This window comes from Sphingomonas sp. 22R3R2A-7, from assembly GCF_036856055.1.
Lineage (GTDB): Bacteria > Pseudomonadota > Alphaproteobacteria > Sphingomonadales > Sphingomonadaceae > Sphingomonas.
Genome location: NZ_JASPFR010000001.1, coordinates 1,209,701 through 1,223,810 on the forward strand (window position 1 = coordinate 1,209,701; position 14,110 = coordinate 1,223,810).

Genomic DNA, 14,110 nt, shown 5'->3' on the forward strand with positions numbered 1-14,110 from the left:
CGGGGAATGGTCGCGGTGTGTCCGCGACCGTTCCCCGCTTTCGGTTGGACGGACTGCCCGGCGCCACGCCCGGCCCCGCGGCCCAGTCCCGCGGCCAAGCCCCGCGCTTGCCGCTCAGGGGAGCGTGCCTTGCCATTCGCTGCTGGCCGCGCCACGCTGACCGCCATGGCAACCATTGCGATCTACAGCCTGAAGGGCGGCGTCGGAAAGACGACGCTCGCGGTCAATCTGGCGTGGTGCTCGGCGGCGCGGTCCGCGCGGCGCACCTTGCTCTGGGATCTCGATCCGCAGGCGGCCAGCACCTTCCTGATGCATGGCGGTGCCGGGCGCGATCAGGCGCAGGCGATGTTCTCGAAGGACATTGCGGTTCGCAAGCGCGCGCAGCCGACCGCGATTCCTCATCTCGACCTGATCGGCGCCGACGCGTCGCTGCGTGGGCTGGATCACCTCTTCCATGCGATCGACAAGAAGAAGCGGCTGGAAAAGCTGATTGCCGAACTGACCGATTACGACCGTGTCGTTCTCGATTGTCCGCCGGGACTGACCGAGACCGCGGATCAGGTCATGCGCGCCGCCGACCTGATCGTCGTGCCCGTCATCCCCTCGCCGCTGTCGCAGCGCGCCTATGAGGATGTCGTGCGGCATCTGGGCGGCCGGACCCCGATCCTTCCCGTGCATGTGATGGTCGATCGCCGTCGACGCCTGCATGCCGACGCGATCGCCGCGCGACCCGAATGGCCGGTAATCCCGATGAGCAGCGTGATCGAATCGATGACCGCGCAGCGTGCCCCCGTCGGCGTCTTCGCGCCGCGATCGAGCGCCGCTGCCGCGTTCGACACGCTGTGGCGCACGATCGAACGGCGCCTGGCAGGCTGATCGTCCATAACCATGGAGCAACTCGATCCCAAAATCGTGCTCGGTGGCTATGCCGTCGGCGTCTTTCCCATGGCCGACAGCCGCGACGCGGACAGCGTCTACTGGGTCGAACCCCGACGCCGTGCAATCCTGCCGCTCGACGGCTTTCATCTGGCGCGCTCGCTGCGCAAGACGATTGTCAGGGATCGCTTTCGCGTCACGGTCGACACCGCGTTCCCGGACATCCTCGCGTTGTGCGCGGAAAGCGTCGACAACCGACCCGAGACCTGGATCAACACCGGGATCGAGCGCGTCTTCCTTCAGCTCCACACGATGGGGTTCGCGCATTCGATCGAATGCTGGGACGGCGAAGCGCTGGTCGGCGGGTTATACGGACTCGCGCTGGGCCGGGCATTCTTCGGGGAGAGCATGGTCAGCCGCGCGACCGACGCATCGAAGGTCGCGCTCGCGCATCTCGTCGCACGCATGAAGGCGGGCGGGTTCGACCTGCTCGATTGTCAGTTCCAGACGGCGCACCTCGCCTCGCTGGGCGCCGTCGAGATCGACCGCAACGCCTATGTCGCGTTGCTCAGGGGCGCGATCGAGGGCGTGGCCGGCGAGGATTCAGCCGGGACCGGCTCGGCGGCGGGCGATTTCTTCGCGCTCGACCGCTTCGCCGCGGCTTCCGCGACGGGTGCGGTATCGGGCCCGGTCGCCGGGAACGTCATCGCGCAGCTCTTGGCCCAGACGTCGTAGATCGGGTGCTGGACCGCGTTCAGCGCGGGACGCTCCTTGTAGAGCCATCCCGAAAATGTCTGTCGCCAGCGCTTGTCGGTGCCGCGCACCACGACCTGGACGAACGCACCGGTCAGCTGCTCCGTCTCCCACGGCGCGGTCTGTTCGCAGGCGCGCAGGCGTAGCACGACGTCGCCCATGCGCGTCGCCTGCCCCGGCTTGAGCGTGACCTCCCGGGTATCGCCATTACGCTTGTTGAGCAGCCCGATCACCGCGACGCGCTGCGCCATCGGCGTGCCGCCATTGGCAAGCGATGCCGCGCCCGTGTCGATTGTCTCGATCGAGATCGTCGCCGGGCTGGTCCGCGCCAGGCAGATCCTGCTGGACCGCAGCGACCGGCGCGGCGCCACGGTCGGACATGGCGCGGTATCCCAGCCAGCCCCCGATCACCACGACGACAATCAGGATCGCCGCAGCGATCCGCCGGGTCATCCTTCGGGCGTCCAGGCTTCATAATCGCCCGTCGCGGCCGCACGGCGTCCACCCTTTTCGAGTGCCCCCGCGGGACGATAGGCCAGGGCGGTGCCCGTCAGATTCGCGACCGCCGGCTTCTGCCAGGCACGGACCGGCGGCAGCGCGCGGTCGGGAACATCAGCGACCTGGTGATGCAGCCAGCTGAACCACGCCGGGGGAACGCGGCTCGCATCCGTCGCCCCCTGGTAGATCACCCAGCGGCGGGGGTTGCCCGCGGTGTCCTTGCCGCCCTCGTAATAAACGTTCCCGAGCGCGTCCTCGCCCATCCGCGTCTTGCCGCGAAGGCCGAATTTGGTGCCGAGGGTGGCGCCGTTCCACCACGTGAAGGTCGATGCGAGAAATCCCATAGCCGCCGCTTAGCGAGTGAGCGCGGCGCCAGCAACCTCGAACGCGATCACGCCGTCGAACCGCACCGCGCTCAGCCGGCCTTGTCCGTCCATTCGACGCGATCGCCTTCCGCGATCCCGAGCTCGCCGGCGCGCCCGCCCATGATCTCGAGCACCGCGGCGACCGGCTCGCCGGACGGGATCGGCGCTTCGGAAAACGGCACGGTATTCTCCGCGATGCGCGCAATCGTCTTGTCCGCGCGGATATAAACGATGTCGAGCGGGCTCGGCGTGTTCTTCATCCAGAAGTTCGCCTCGCGCGGGCCCCCGCCACCGGCGGGATAGGGCGCGAACAGCATGCCGCGGTCGGGCTTGAGGTCGGTGCGGTACATCAGTCCCTGCGCCTGCTCCGCGTCGGTCCGCGCGGGCTCGACCGTGAAGACATGCGCACCGTTTGCACTGCGGATCGTCACCGTCAGCGTCTTTGCGGCGTCCGCGACGCCCCCGTTCGCCGCACCGCGATCCCCCCGCACATCCCCACCATTGGCATCCCCGCTCGAGCAGGCGCAAAGCCCCAGAGCGAGAACGGACGCGAGCAAGATCTTACGCATGACATTATCCCAAATTATACCGGGCGCGGCTGCGACCGGGCCGACCAGCACGCGCGGTATCAGGCCCCGGGCCCTTGCTCCACGGCAACCGCAAGCGGCCCCTTGCGACCCGTGACGATCCGCGCCTGCAGCGGCTGGTCGGGTTCGACCGCATCGATCCCTGCGCGCCGCAGCGTTTCCATATGGACGAAGACGTCGCGCCCATCGCTGTCGCGGACGAGAAAGCCATAGCCCTTCAGCCGGTTGAACCATTTGACCATCACGGGTTCGAAAGGCCCGGCCGCATCGATCAGCGTGACGGGATCGATCCGGTCGGGTGCCCCGGCAGCGCTCGCCGCGGCACGGATCGCGGTTTCATCGACCGCGTTGCTCAGATCGATCGAGAGGATCTCGCGCGCCTGAAAGCCACGCCCGCGTTGCACCGCCACCGCCTCGATCCGCGCACCCTCGGGCAGGCTGCGGCGGCCATGCGGCTGGAGGACGGAGAAATGGATGAGGATATCGCCGATCGCGGAATCGTCGGCGACCGCGAAGCCGAACCCGCGCGTGACGTCGAACCATTTGACGACGCCGCCATAGACCGCCGGCTCGGCCACGGGCACCTGCTCTCCGGCGATCCCGATGTTCGGGACCGCGTTGATCGCCATCGCGACGGGCATGCCGATCACGGCGTCCGCAACCTGCTGCGCCGCCCTGTCCACGCCACCACCAACTTGCGTCTCACCACGCATCGTTACGCACCCCCACCCCTTGCTAGCACGCTTCCTCGCAGCCGCAACAACATGCGATGTACTGTCACGCGAAATCCGCTGGATCGAAATCGTCCGCGGCCGGAGCCGCCAGGATTTTGCGCGCCAACTCAAAGCTATGACCCGCACGGATCATCGCCGCGAGTTGTTTCTGCCGAACCGCGCGATCGTCGCCCTGAACGCGATCGGGATCGCCGTACGGGCCAAGCCGCTTGCGACGGGCATAGGCCAGCGCGGCATCGACGCCGCGATCGGCAATCGCGGGCGCCACCGCATCCGCGTCGCTGTCCTCGATGCCGTCCGCGCGAAAGGCGCCCGCCACCCGCCGCGCGCCCAGCCCTCGGCGCTGCATCGACGCGGCTCGCGCCTCGGCAAAACCCCGATCGTCGATATAGCCGAGATCGGCGAGCCGCTGCGCCAGCGCGTCTGGATCCGGCGCCGCGCCCGCGCCGTCGGCCCAGCCGCGCTCACGCAGCTTGCGACGCAGATAGTCGCTCAGCCGTCCGCGGGTCGTCGCGAATCGCTCGACATAATGCAGCGCAAGACGCTCCAGCGACGCAGCATCGAGCGGCTTCGGCACGCGTTTTTCAGGCTTTTCTCGACGACGGTCTTTGGTCACGCCATCATTGTGCCACACTGGGATAGGATTTTGAACGCCACGGCCTGCGTGCGTGCTCCAAAACGGGGCGTGGCATGCGAGGTCACAGGAGTGGAATGTCCGAAGACAGGCCGCGACGGGACAGACAGGACGCAGATGACGATCGACACTTCTCGGGCGATGACGACCGACCCGCTGGCGAAGCCGGCGATCGACCGGGCTGCCCCGAACGTGACGGCGACCCCGACCGAGGATGCGCTGCCGCGTCGCTTCGCCGACTTCGCGACGCTCGGTGATGCGCTCGACTATGCCGCGACCGGGACACGCGGGCTCAACTTCCACGACGCGCGCGGTACGCTGACGCAGCCCTATCCCTATGCGCAGCTTCAGCGCGATGCGCGCAAGATGGCGGATCGCCTGATCGCCGCGGGGGTTGCACCGAAGGACCGCATCGCGCTGGTCGCCGAAACCGGCGCCGAGTTCGCCGCGCTGTTCTTTGGCGTCGTCTATGCCGGCGCCTGGCCGGTGCCGCTGCCGCTGCCGACGTCGTTCGGCGGCCGCGTGTCCTATATCGAGCAACTCCGGATCCAGCTGTCGAGCTGCGATCCCAAGATGCTGATCTATCCGCCCGAACTCGCGCAGATGGCAAGCGAGGCGGCCCGTCTGGCCGAGACGATCGGCGTCGACTGGTCCGAGTTCGCGACGCGCGATGCCCCCGAAGCGGCACTGCCCGAAGCCCGCTCCGACGATATCGCCTATCTGCAATATTCGAGCGGCTCGACCCGTTTCCCGCACGGCGTGGTCATCACGCACGAAGCGCTGTTGAACAACCTCGCCGCGCACAGCCACGGCATGGAGGTCTGCGCGACCGATCGCTGCGTATCGTGGCTGCCCTGGTATCACGACATGGGCCTGGTCGGCTGCTTCCTCTCGCCGATCGCCAACCAGGTTTCGACCGACTATCTGAAGACCGAGGATTTCGCGCGTCGTCCGCTCGCCTGGCTCGACCTCGTCAGTCGCAACACGGGGACCACGCTCAGCTATTCGCCGACGTTCGGCTATGATATCTGCGCACGCCGCATGTCGTCGCAGACCAAGGCGAGCGAACGGTTCGACCTGTCGCGCTGGCGCGTCGCGGGTAACGGTGCCGACATGATCCGCCCCGACGTGATGCAGTCGTTCGTCGATGCCTTCGCCGATGCCGGTTTCAAGGCGTCGGCATTCCTCCCGAGCTATGGCCTCGCCGAGGCGACGCTGGCCGTATCGCTGATGCCGCCAGGCGAAGGCATTCGCGTCGAACTGGTCGAGGAAACGCAGCTTTCGGGCGGCTCGCGCGGGGAAGACCGACCGCAGCGTTACCGCGCGATCGTCAATTGCGGCAAACCCGTCCGCGACATGCGGATCGAGATCCGCGAAGAGGACGGCACGCCGCTGCCCGAGCGCGCGATCGGCAAGGTCTGGTGCAAGGGCAAGTCGGTCATGGTCGGCTATTTCCGCGACGACGCGGCGACCGACGCGTGCATGGCCGACGGCTGGCTCGACACCGGCGACATGGGCTACATGTCCGACGGCTATATCTACATCGTCGGCCGCGCCAAGGACATGATCATCGTCAACGGCAAGAACCACTGGCCGCAGGACATCGAATGGGCGGTCGAACAGCTGCCGGGCTTCAAGGCCGGCGACATCGCCGCGTTCGCGATCACCACGCCCGGTGGCGAGGAAACGCCTGCGGTCCTCGTGCAGTGCCGCAGTTCGGACGAAGGCGAGCGACTGCGTCTTCGCGACGAGATCCGCGAGCGCGTCCGCTCGGTGACCGGGATGAACTGCGTGATCGAGCTGATACCGCCGCGCACGTTGCCGCGCACGTCGTCGGGCAAGCTGAGCCGCGCGAAGGCGCGCAACCTGTATCTGAGCGGTGACATCAAGCCTTACGATATCGCCGCTTGAGGGGCCGCTGACCGATAGCCCCAAAATGGACCAGTTATTTCTTACAAAATTGGCGTTCCTAGGGATGTGATAACTAACATTCGTTAAGTGCAGAGGGGTGAACAGATTGTCGCTTCTCCCCAACGAAACGTTAGCTTGCGTCCCGCAGGAGGCGGAACGCGTCACTTTGAAGGCGTTGCTGACGTTTTCGGCGACCGATTCGCACGAATGGGGCTTGATCCGTGCGCGCCAGTTGCTGGCGGGGCGACACCGTATCTGGTTGATGCTCGGCGCGGCGGTGCTCACCGTAACGCTCTGCGGCGCGCTGCTGTATCACAGCATGCCGTTGTGGGAGATCCTCCTCTGGATGGTCATGACCGTGGCGACGGCGGCAGCGGGGGCGGTCCGGATGGCATTGACCCCGCCCCGTGCGTTCAGTCACGCGAGCCGAACCGACATCCGTCAGACCGCGTGGAACGGACTTGCGCTCGGGCTGGTCCTGTCGGTTCTGCCGATACTTTTGTGTATGCAGGGAAAGCCGATCCGCGCCCTCGGGCCGGGCATCGCGCTCATGCTGTTCTCGACCGCCACCGCCTTCTTCATGGCACCGCTGGCGCTGGCGACCACCGCCTTCCTGCTTGCGTTCGGTCTGGTCACGGCTTCGTGCCTCGTGCTCACCGGCGCGCCCGTGGCGGGTGTTGCCACGCTGATCTTCACGATCCTGCTGCTGACGATCTGCATGAGCCGCGCGAAAGCGCTCGCCATCATCGAGACCGCGGGACTGGCGCTTGACGAGCGCGACGAGACCGTCAGCCTCCTGCTGCGCGAGTTCGAGGCGACGGGCGCGCACTGGCTGTGGGAGATCGACGGCGGACGTCGTATCGTGCGTGCCAACAGGCAACTCGCGGTCGCATGTGAGCAGGACGCGGCGCTTCTCGAGGGCATGCCGTTTCTGCAGGTCCTTGCCGGCCCGACATGGGATACCGGTCACTTTGCCCCCGGACTGCGCACCCTCGCCAAGAAGTTGAAGGCGCGGAAAAGCTTCAGTGCCGTGCGCCTGCCCGTGTGGATCGCGGGGGAAGAACGCTGGTGGGAGGTCTCGGCATCGCCGCGCTTCGACAATCGGGGGACGTTCTGCGGTTTCCGGGGGTCGGGTCGGACGTCACGGACCAGCGCGCATCGGCCGACAAGATCAATCGCATGGCCCGGTACGATGCGCTGACGGGCCTGCCCAACCGGCTGATGATCAACGAAACGTTGTCGCTGGCGATCAGCGAAACCGATCCCGTGATCGGCCGGTACGCGTTCATGATGCTCGATCTCGACCGCTTCAAGGCGGTCAACGACACGCTCGGCCACCCGATCGGCGACCGGCTGCTGTGCGGCGTTGCCGCGCGCCTCGACGCGCTGATGGGGGCAAGCGGGACGTGCGGCCGGCTGGGCGGCGATGAATTCGCGGTGATCATTCCGGATGCGACCGATGTCGCCGGCGTCGAGACGCTCGCGCAACGGATCATCGACGCGCTGTCACGCCCTTACGAGATCGATCACCACACCTTGTATATCGGCGCGAGCGTCGGAATCGCGGTCGGCCCGCGCGACGGCCGTACTTCCGAGATGCTGGTCCGCTCCGCGGATCTGGCGCTCTACCGCGCCAAGGATGCCGGCCGCGGAGTTCTACCGCACCTACGAACCCGAATTGCACGCACAGGCAGAAGAGCGTCGGATCCTCGAGATCGCGCTGCGCAGCGCGATCGAACGGGACGAGATGCATCTCGAATATCAGCCCATCGTCGATACCGACACGACGATGTTGCAGGGCTTCGAGGCGCTGCTGCGATGGCGGAGCGCCGATCTGGGCGACGTCTCCCCGGCCAAGTTCATTCCGATTGCGCAGGAAACGCGGCTGATCGCCCCGATCGGTGACTGGGTGCTGCGAACCGCGTGCCGCGAGGCGGCGCGCTGGCCGGCGAACGTGCGCGTTGCCGTCAACGTTTCGCCCGAGCAGCTCTACAACCCGGGGTTCGTAGCGATGGTCACCGCCGCGCTCGCAAATGCGGACCTCGCACCCGAAAGGCTCGAGCTCGAGGTGACCGAGGGTCTGTTCCTGCACAAGGGACACGGCGTCGGCATCGTTCTCGATCGGATCCTCAAGCTCGGCGTACGGCTCAGTCTCGATGATTTCGGGACCGGACAATCATCGCTCGGCTATCTCAGCCGGACGCGCTTCTCGTCGATCAAGATCGACCGCAGCTTCGTCGAGGCGGCATCGCATGGCGGCCGCGAGGCGCTTGCGATCATCCGCGCGGTGGTCGCGCTCGCGCACAGCCTAGGCATCGCCACCACGGCGGAAGGCGTCGAGACCGAGGCCGAGCGCCGGATCGTCGAGGCACTCGGCTGCACGCGGGCGCAGGGCTATCTGTTTGGCCGCCCCCTGCCCGTCGAGGAAGCGCGCGCGCTCGCCAACGAACTGGTCACCACCATCATCGCGGCCTGAGCTCATCGCCCTTACAGAGCAGATCGGCGATATTCGTGCCGGTCGCTCCCGATCAATCCCAGAATCGCTTGCGATCGAGCAGCCTGCGGTGCGCTTTCCCCGCGCGGTGAACCAACTTGTCCACCCCGTGCCGATCGATCAGCGCCGCCGCGCCGTCCAGCTCGAGCAGGCCGTGGTCCCGCAGCAGCATTGGCGCTGTCGAACGATCGTTGAGGATCCCGAGCCGGTCCTGGAGTTTTTCCAGTGTGCGGACGAACCCCGCGCGCCGCCGCTTCTGCCCCTCCTTCTCAAAGAGCCCGGCAAAGAATTCGGCAGCGTAGCGCAAGGTCTTGGCCGATTTGCGGAGGCGATGACGCGCGTTCGTGTCGAGATCCTCCAGCGACGCGTGATTGATCTTCAATTGCTTGCGTCGTTTGCGAAGGCTCATCGCGGCAAATTCCGATACCGGCATCGCCCTAGCCGTCGCCGTCGCTGCCGCATCGAGCCAGGGACCCGTTGCCGACCATGCCACGAGATCGAGCATCACCTGCATCGTCCGTGCCGATCCAAGTGTGGCGTCGACCGCCTCATACGCGGTATCGCGGAGATGCTCGACCTGCGTATGGACCGGCCCCCGACCGATTTTGCTCGTCACGGCGTCGGACAGCACGTCGAGATCGCGTGCCGTGCCGAGGACGCGCGCCAGTGGCCGCACCTCCGCCTGTAACCGGCCCGCGTCTTCCTTTCCCACCACGGATTTGAAGATCTTGAGCGCGGAGCGAAGCCGTCTCAGTGCGACGCGCGCCTGATGCAGCGCCTCTGGCGCGCGCGTTTCGAGCAGGATCGCCTCGTTCAGCCGATAGTGGCGCAGGCACCCGCCGATGATCGCCTGCAGCGCCGCCGCAGGTGTCATGGCCACGTCGAGGTGCACTGGCTCTGCCTTGAACGCGCGCGCGCTGGCGTCGGACAGCGCGTATCCCCGCTCCGACTTCGTCAGGACGCCGAGCCGGACCGGGATCAGTTCGCCGATCCGCCGCGCCAGCGCAAACAACACGGCGGGATCGCCCTGCTTGAGCTCGAGTTCGATCTCGCAGACGGGAGAGCTTCGATCCCCGGCGGTGACGCTACCCCGGTCGAGTACGATCTCGATATCCGCGACGTCATCCCGCACCCGCCAAGTCGTCCGCTCGACGGCGACGGTGAACACAGGGTCGACACCCTCCAGTGGCGGACCCGGCAAAAGCGCCAGCGGCGTCGTATCGTCAAGGATCGGAGTATCGTCGTCGACCGCGCGTTCCCATTCGGGACGACTGAACAGCCCCGCCCCCTTGGCCGAATCGGTCTTGATCGTCTGGATCCGCTCGTCCGCCCTGCGTCGAATGCGGAGCGAGGCGCCGTGTTTGCGCAGCCGCTGATCGGGCGTATCGAAATAGGTCGCGTGCAACGTCGCGGTACTGCCGGACACATCGGGGAACAGCGTGGCCGCAACGAGGTCGGCGACCTTGTCGGCGGCGGCGTCCGTCACCACCAGCTTCAGCTCGATTTCCTGCGCCATGACGTTTCCCGATCGCGATTGCCTCACGGGACAACGTACGAGCGCGGCTGACAGCCTCAAGTCATGACGGGCATCAACCGACCAGTTCGCGCGCGGCCTTGGTCATGCGTGCTCAGGCATAGCAAAGAGCGGGGGCCACGGCCCCGCGCTTGTTCAACGTGGCGTGGTAGGACAGCAAGTCGTTGCCGTATGTCTTGTTCGGACCGAACGAGATTTCGATCCTGTCACCGGCCGCGACATTGACGGGAAGCGCCGTGATCATGATCTTGTCGATCAGCACGCCGGTGGCCAGTGCAACGCCATTGCGTTCGATGCGGTAGTCGACGCCATCGCCCGCGACCGCCTTCATGAAGCAGGCATTGAGATCGACCTGCATGGCCTTGGGCGCGGTATAGCGGATGACCGCGCGCATCGGCGCGGCACCATCGCCCGACGGCGCTGCCGACGTGGTGTTGATGCGAAGAGGCTGAGACCAGATGTCGCCGAAATAGCTCGTGAACTTGTTATCGAACAGCTCGAGCGCGGTGTTCTTTCCCGCCCCATTGCGCCGCAAATACGTCCAGGGTGCGACGCCATATTGCAGCAGCGTGTCCGCGATCACGCTGTCCTCGCCGAGCGTATACCCGGTCGCACCACTGATGATGACCGGCTCGGGCCGGATCGTGATCGCCCCGCCGGCACCACCGGGGATGACCGCGCCGTACATGTCGCGGAGCGTCGTGGTCCCCGTGAAGGCAATCGTGCCGCCGCCGCCCCAGACGACGTAGCGATCGGCTCCGATCTTGTAGAGATAGATCGGGCGCGTGCCGAGATTGACACGCACCGGCGCACCGAATGGCAGGATATGATCGACCACCGCACGATAGGCGACGCCGACCGGCTTGATCGTGTTCGACGCGAACAACCCCATGTACGGAAAGCCGCTCTGCTCGACCAGCGCGTACCAGTTCGCATGCGTCACGCCCGAAGCGTAGAGGAGCAGCACCGATTTGACGAGCGATGCAGACGCGAGCCGCGGATCGGGAACGCCGTAGCTATATTCGGTCGCCCAGACCGGCTTCGGCGTTCCGTACCGCCGCATCACGTCGTTCAGATGGTTTATCTCGAGGTCGATCCCCTCCGCCTCGGGCCGATAGGGATGCACCGCGACGCCGTCGACGACGTCGAGCATTCCGGCAGCGAACATCTTGTCGAGGAAGCCGGTGCCGATCGTATTGGTCGATCCGCCGAGGATCGAGACTTCGGGGTGCGCCGTCTTGAGCGGCTGATACATGGCGCGGAGCGTGGCGACATAGGTCTGCGACTGGTCATAGCCGGCCGGATAGTCGAGCGCGTTGTTGCCGTTGATCTCGTTGCCGATTTCGAGCGCGGTGACGCATCCGCCGAACCGGTCGAGCAACTTGCGAAGATAGGTCGCGAATGCCGCCTGTCCGGCAGTCGAATAGACCATCTTGCCATCGTCATACAGCGCGTTGCGCGGCACGATCGTCAGACTGAGCTTGCCGCCGGTCGCGCAGAAACCGGCAAGCGTGTCGATCGCGGTGCCCGTGAAGACATAGGTCCCGGGTGTCTTCTCGACGCTCGCCCAGTTCACCGTGTCGCGGATGACGCGCGTACCGATCTGCGACGTCAACGCCAGCCATGACGGCTGCCAGCCCTGGCTGAAATGCGTCTGGACGCCGAATTGAAAGCCCGTCACCGGGGCAGGAATGGTCGCCGCCTCCGCGGTCCGGCCGACCGATGTCGCTGGTGCGCCGTTGATAGCACCTGCGCCATTTGACGTCGCACCGGCTGCGACGACCGTCACCGCCGCTGCGGATGCCCCGCTCCCGTTGGTCGTCGCGGCCGCCAATGCGGCCGCGACGATGATCGTCGCGACGCCGGCCAGTCTCATCGAGCGTTTTGCGGTCATGATCCACCCCCTCCGAGACCCAGCCCAATTCCTGCGAAGGCTCTCTCTTGATGCGTATATTATAGAGAATGGGAGAATCGTTAGTTACGATTTGTGCTTATATCGATCAAAATCAGAACGGGTCCAATAGGCGATCATCTCAACCCGATGCAGAGCATGACTATATTATAACCCTTAATCAAAGACTTGTTTTGATAGCAGGGAATTAAACGACAACCAGTGTGATATAGCCTCGATACCCAGAGCGTAACTTGCCTTACAGCAGCCGGTACAGCGTCAAGGCGACACCCCAGGCCGCGACGGCCGAGCCAATCAGCGTCACGAGACGCACCGGCGCTGGCCAGCGCTCCGGTGCCGGCTCCGCCAAGGCCTCGCGACCAGCCGGAGATGTCTGCAACGCGGTGACCGCTGGACGGGGATCGAACGATCTGGCGAAGTCGGCCTCGGACAGTTCGGGCGAGAAGGCACATCCATATCCCTCCTCCGCGGCGTGGACGACATGCCCTTGCGCGACGCCTCCCCCGTCAGGCCAAGCCTGAAACTGGTGCCGACATCCATCGCGAGCCCCGTCAAACGGCATCCGGTCGTCGAGACGTCATGGACCATGACGTCGCGCACCAAGCCGTTCCCGCCCCCGGCCGAACCGATCGCACGCGCGTCGTGTCGATTGCCATGCCCGACCCGCACGGCCGCGGGCTGGCCGATGAGTTCGATGGTAGCCAATATCGACATCAATCCTCCTGCCAGGACACAGCTAATGATCGCCCGTTAACAAGTCCTGTCGATTGATGAGTTCTTTACATTTTCCGCCAAATATTGGCAAGCATTGTATGTATTGAATAGATCGGGCAGTTCGAGCCACGATGTATTGCCGACCGCCTATACCGGGACCAGCGGTCCGCTCGAGGGGCGGCACTTATCCCGACCACGGTCACGCACGCAGCGGCAGAGTGTGGCAGAATGAGCCATATCGCGCGCCTCGCGTCCGGATCTCAGCCTTCGCGAGACCAGGACGGGAAAGACCGCGACGCCGCTCGCTCCGGTCGACGCGCCGCGCCTGCGGGGCTCAGGCGACCGAGATTTCGGTGATCAATATGAGCCGCGTGCAAGCAGGACGCTGGGCACCGTCATCGCAATGATCCTGATGTCCAATATCATCGATCGCCGGCGCGAATACATGACATCGAACGCGACTCTCCGCCGATAGGACACGTCGTTGCGCCCGCTGACCTGCCACAAACCCGTGATGCCCGGCCTGACGTAGCAATAATGGGCGAAGTATCGCCCGTACCGCGTAACTTCGGCATCGACGATCGGCCGCGGCCCGACGATGCTCATGTCGCCGCGCAGGACATTCAACAGCTGTGGCAGCTCGTCGAGGCTGCTCTTGCGCAGCACGCTGCCAATCAGCGTGATGCGCGGATCGTCGCGCAGCTTATGGTCGCGATTCCACTCCGCTTGCGCGGCCGGATCGGACGCCAGCAGCTCGGCAAGCCGCGCCTCTGCATCGACGACCATCGATCTGAATTTGAAGCATCCGAATTTGCGGCCACGATGGCCGATCCGGCGCTGCGCGAAGAGGATCGGGCCCGGATCACGCACGTAGATCGTAATCGCGATCAATATCATCAATGGACTGAAGAACAGCAACGCCGTCAGCGCGACCGATATGTCAAAGAGTCGAGCGGCGCCATATCGCGATGTCATACCGAATATTTTCACCGGCGGCATCGCACTTGATGGCTTCAACGCTGCCGGATGATACATCGCGCTCTTCCCCCGACTACAATGCTTGTGCATCGCACAATAGTTCTGTCGGCATTTTATTAC

14 protein-coding genes and 2 pseudogenes are annotated in these 14,110 nt (G+C 65.4%); 7 read left to right on the forward strand and 9 right to left on the reverse strand.

All coding sequences use genetic code 11. From position 1 onward, the window contains the following. The first annotated feature begins 165 nt into the window (after nt 1–165). The gene (locus QP165_RS05775) at nt 166–876 is read left to right on the forward strand and encodes a ParA family protein (RefSeq protein WP_333994364.1); all 711 of its coding nucleotides are present in this window, start codon (nt 166–168) and stop codon (nt 874–876) included. Nucleotides 877–888: 12 nt separating this feature from the next. Beyond that, entirely contained in the window at nt 889–1,611 is a 723-nt protein-coding gene (aat, locus tag QP165_RS05780) for a leucyl/phenylalanyl-tRNA--protein transferase (protein WP_056016155.1), read from the forward strand. A 35-nt stretch (nt 1,612–1,646) separates the two neighbouring features. Here the strand turns inward: aat and QP165_RS05785 are convergent. After that, nucleotides 1,647–1,880, reverse strand: a pseudogene (locus QP165_RS05785) (DUF2155 domain-containing protein); the annotation flags it as partial. Here QP165_RS05785 and QP165_RS05790 point away from each other — a divergent pair. Continuing rightward, nucleotides 1,789–2,106 carry a hypothetical protein gene (locus QP165_RS05790; RefSeq protein WP_333997077.1) on the forward strand — a complete coding sequence of 106 codons (318 nt, stop codon included), beginning with the start codon at nt 1,789–1,791 and terminating at the stop codon, nt 2,104–2,106. The pseudogene QP165_RS05785 and the gene QP165_RS05790 overlap by 92 nt on opposite strands. Here QP165_RS05790 and QP165_RS05795 read toward each other — a convergent pair. The 4 genes from QP165_RS05795 to QP165_RS05810 all read right to left on the reverse strand — a co-directional run bounded on the left by QP165_RS05795 (nt 2,079) and on the right by QP165_RS05810 (nt 4,429). Beyond that, entirely contained in the window at nt 2,079–2,471 is a 393-nt protein-coding gene (locus QP165_RS05795) for an NADH:ubiquinone oxidoreductase subunit NDUFA12 (protein WP_056016158.1), read from the reverse strand. The genes QP165_RS05790 and QP165_RS05795 overlap by 28 nt on opposite strands. 71 nt (nt 2,472–2,542) lie before the next feature. Beyond that, complete coding sequence (locus tag QP165_RS05800) at nt 2,543–3,061, reverse strand: DUF192 domain-containing protein (protein WP_333994368.1); 519 nt, start codon at nt 3,059–3,061, stop codon at nt 2,543–2,545. 59 nt (nt 3,062–3,120) lie between these two features. Further along, nucleotides 3,121–3,708: a cold-shock protein gene (locus tag QP165_RS05805; protein ID WP_443019357.1), complete on the reverse strand. Its 588-nt coding sequence runs from the start codon at nt 3,706–3,708 to the stop codon at nt 3,121–3,123. A 148-nt stretch (nt 3,709–3,856) separates the two neighbouring features. Then, nucleotides 3,857–4,429 carry a regulatory protein RecX gene (locus QP165_RS05810; protein ID WP_333994372.1) on the reverse strand — a complete coding sequence of 191 codons (573 nt, stop codon included), beginning with the start codon at nt 4,427–4,429 and terminating at the stop codon, nt 3,857–3,859. A 159-nt stretch (nt 4,430–4,588) separates the two neighbouring features. Between QP165_RS05810 and QP165_RS05815 the strand changes: the two genes are divergently transcribed. The 4 genes and pseudogenes from QP165_RS05815 to QP165_RS05830 all read left to right on the forward strand — a co-directional run bounded on the left by QP165_RS05815 (nt 4,589) and on the right by QP165_RS05830 (nt 8,834). Next, nucleotides 4,589–6,358 carry a fatty acyl-AMP ligase gene (locus tag QP165_RS05815; protein WP_333996957.1) on the forward strand — a complete coding sequence of 590 codons (1,770 nt, stop codon included), beginning with the start codon at nt 4,589–4,591 and terminating at the stop codon, nt 6,356–6,358. Between the two features lie 106 nt (nt 6,359–6,464). After that, the gene (locus tag QP165_RS05820) at nt 6,465–7,559 is read left to right on the forward strand and encodes a PAS domain-containing protein (protein WP_333994374.1); all 1,095 of its coding nucleotides are present in this window, start codon (nt 6,465–6,467) and stop codon (nt 7,557–7,559) included. Between the two features lie 20 nt (nt 7,560–7,579). Further along, nucleotides 7,580–7,951, forward strand: a pseudogene (locus tag QP165_RS05825) (diguanylate cyclase domain-containing protein); the annotation flags it as partial. Nucleotides 7,952–8,105: 154 nt separating this feature from the next. Next, complete coding sequence (locus tag QP165_RS05830; protein WP_333994376.1) at nt 8,106–8,834, forward strand: EAL domain-containing protein; 729 nt, start codon at nt 8,106–8,108, stop codon at nt 8,832–8,834. Nucleotides 8,835–8,886: 52 nt separating this feature from the next. Here QP165_RS05830 and QP165_RS05835 read toward each other — a convergent pair whose 3' ends face one another. The 4 genes from QP165_RS05835 to QP165_RS05850 all read right to left on the reverse strand — a co-directional run bounded on the left by QP165_RS05835 (nt 8,887) and on the right by QP165_RS05850 (nt 14,080). Continuing rightward, complete coding sequence (locus QP165_RS05835; RefSeq protein WP_333994378.1) at nt 8,887–10,368, reverse strand: CYTH and CHAD domain-containing protein; 1,482 nt, start codon at nt 10,366–10,368, stop codon at nt 8,887–8,889. Nucleotides 10,369–10,480: 112 nt separating this feature from the next. After that, nucleotides 10,481–12,280, reverse strand: a complete 1,800-nt coding sequence (locus QP165_RS05840; protein WP_333994381.1) for a hypothetical protein — start codon at nt 12,278–12,280, stop codon at nt 10,481–10,483. 256 nt (nt 12,281–12,536) lie between these two features. Continuing rightward, entirely contained in the window at nt 12,537–12,860 is a 324-nt protein-coding gene (locus tag QP165_RS05845) for a hypothetical protein (protein WP_333994382.1), read from the reverse strand. Nucleotides 12,861–13,369: 509 nt separating this feature from the next. Then, entirely contained in the window at nt 13,370–14,080 is a 711-nt protein-coding gene (locus tag QP165_RS05850) for a sugar transferase (protein ID WP_333994385.1), read from the reverse strand. Nucleotides 14,081–14,110 lie beyond the last annotated feature (30 nt).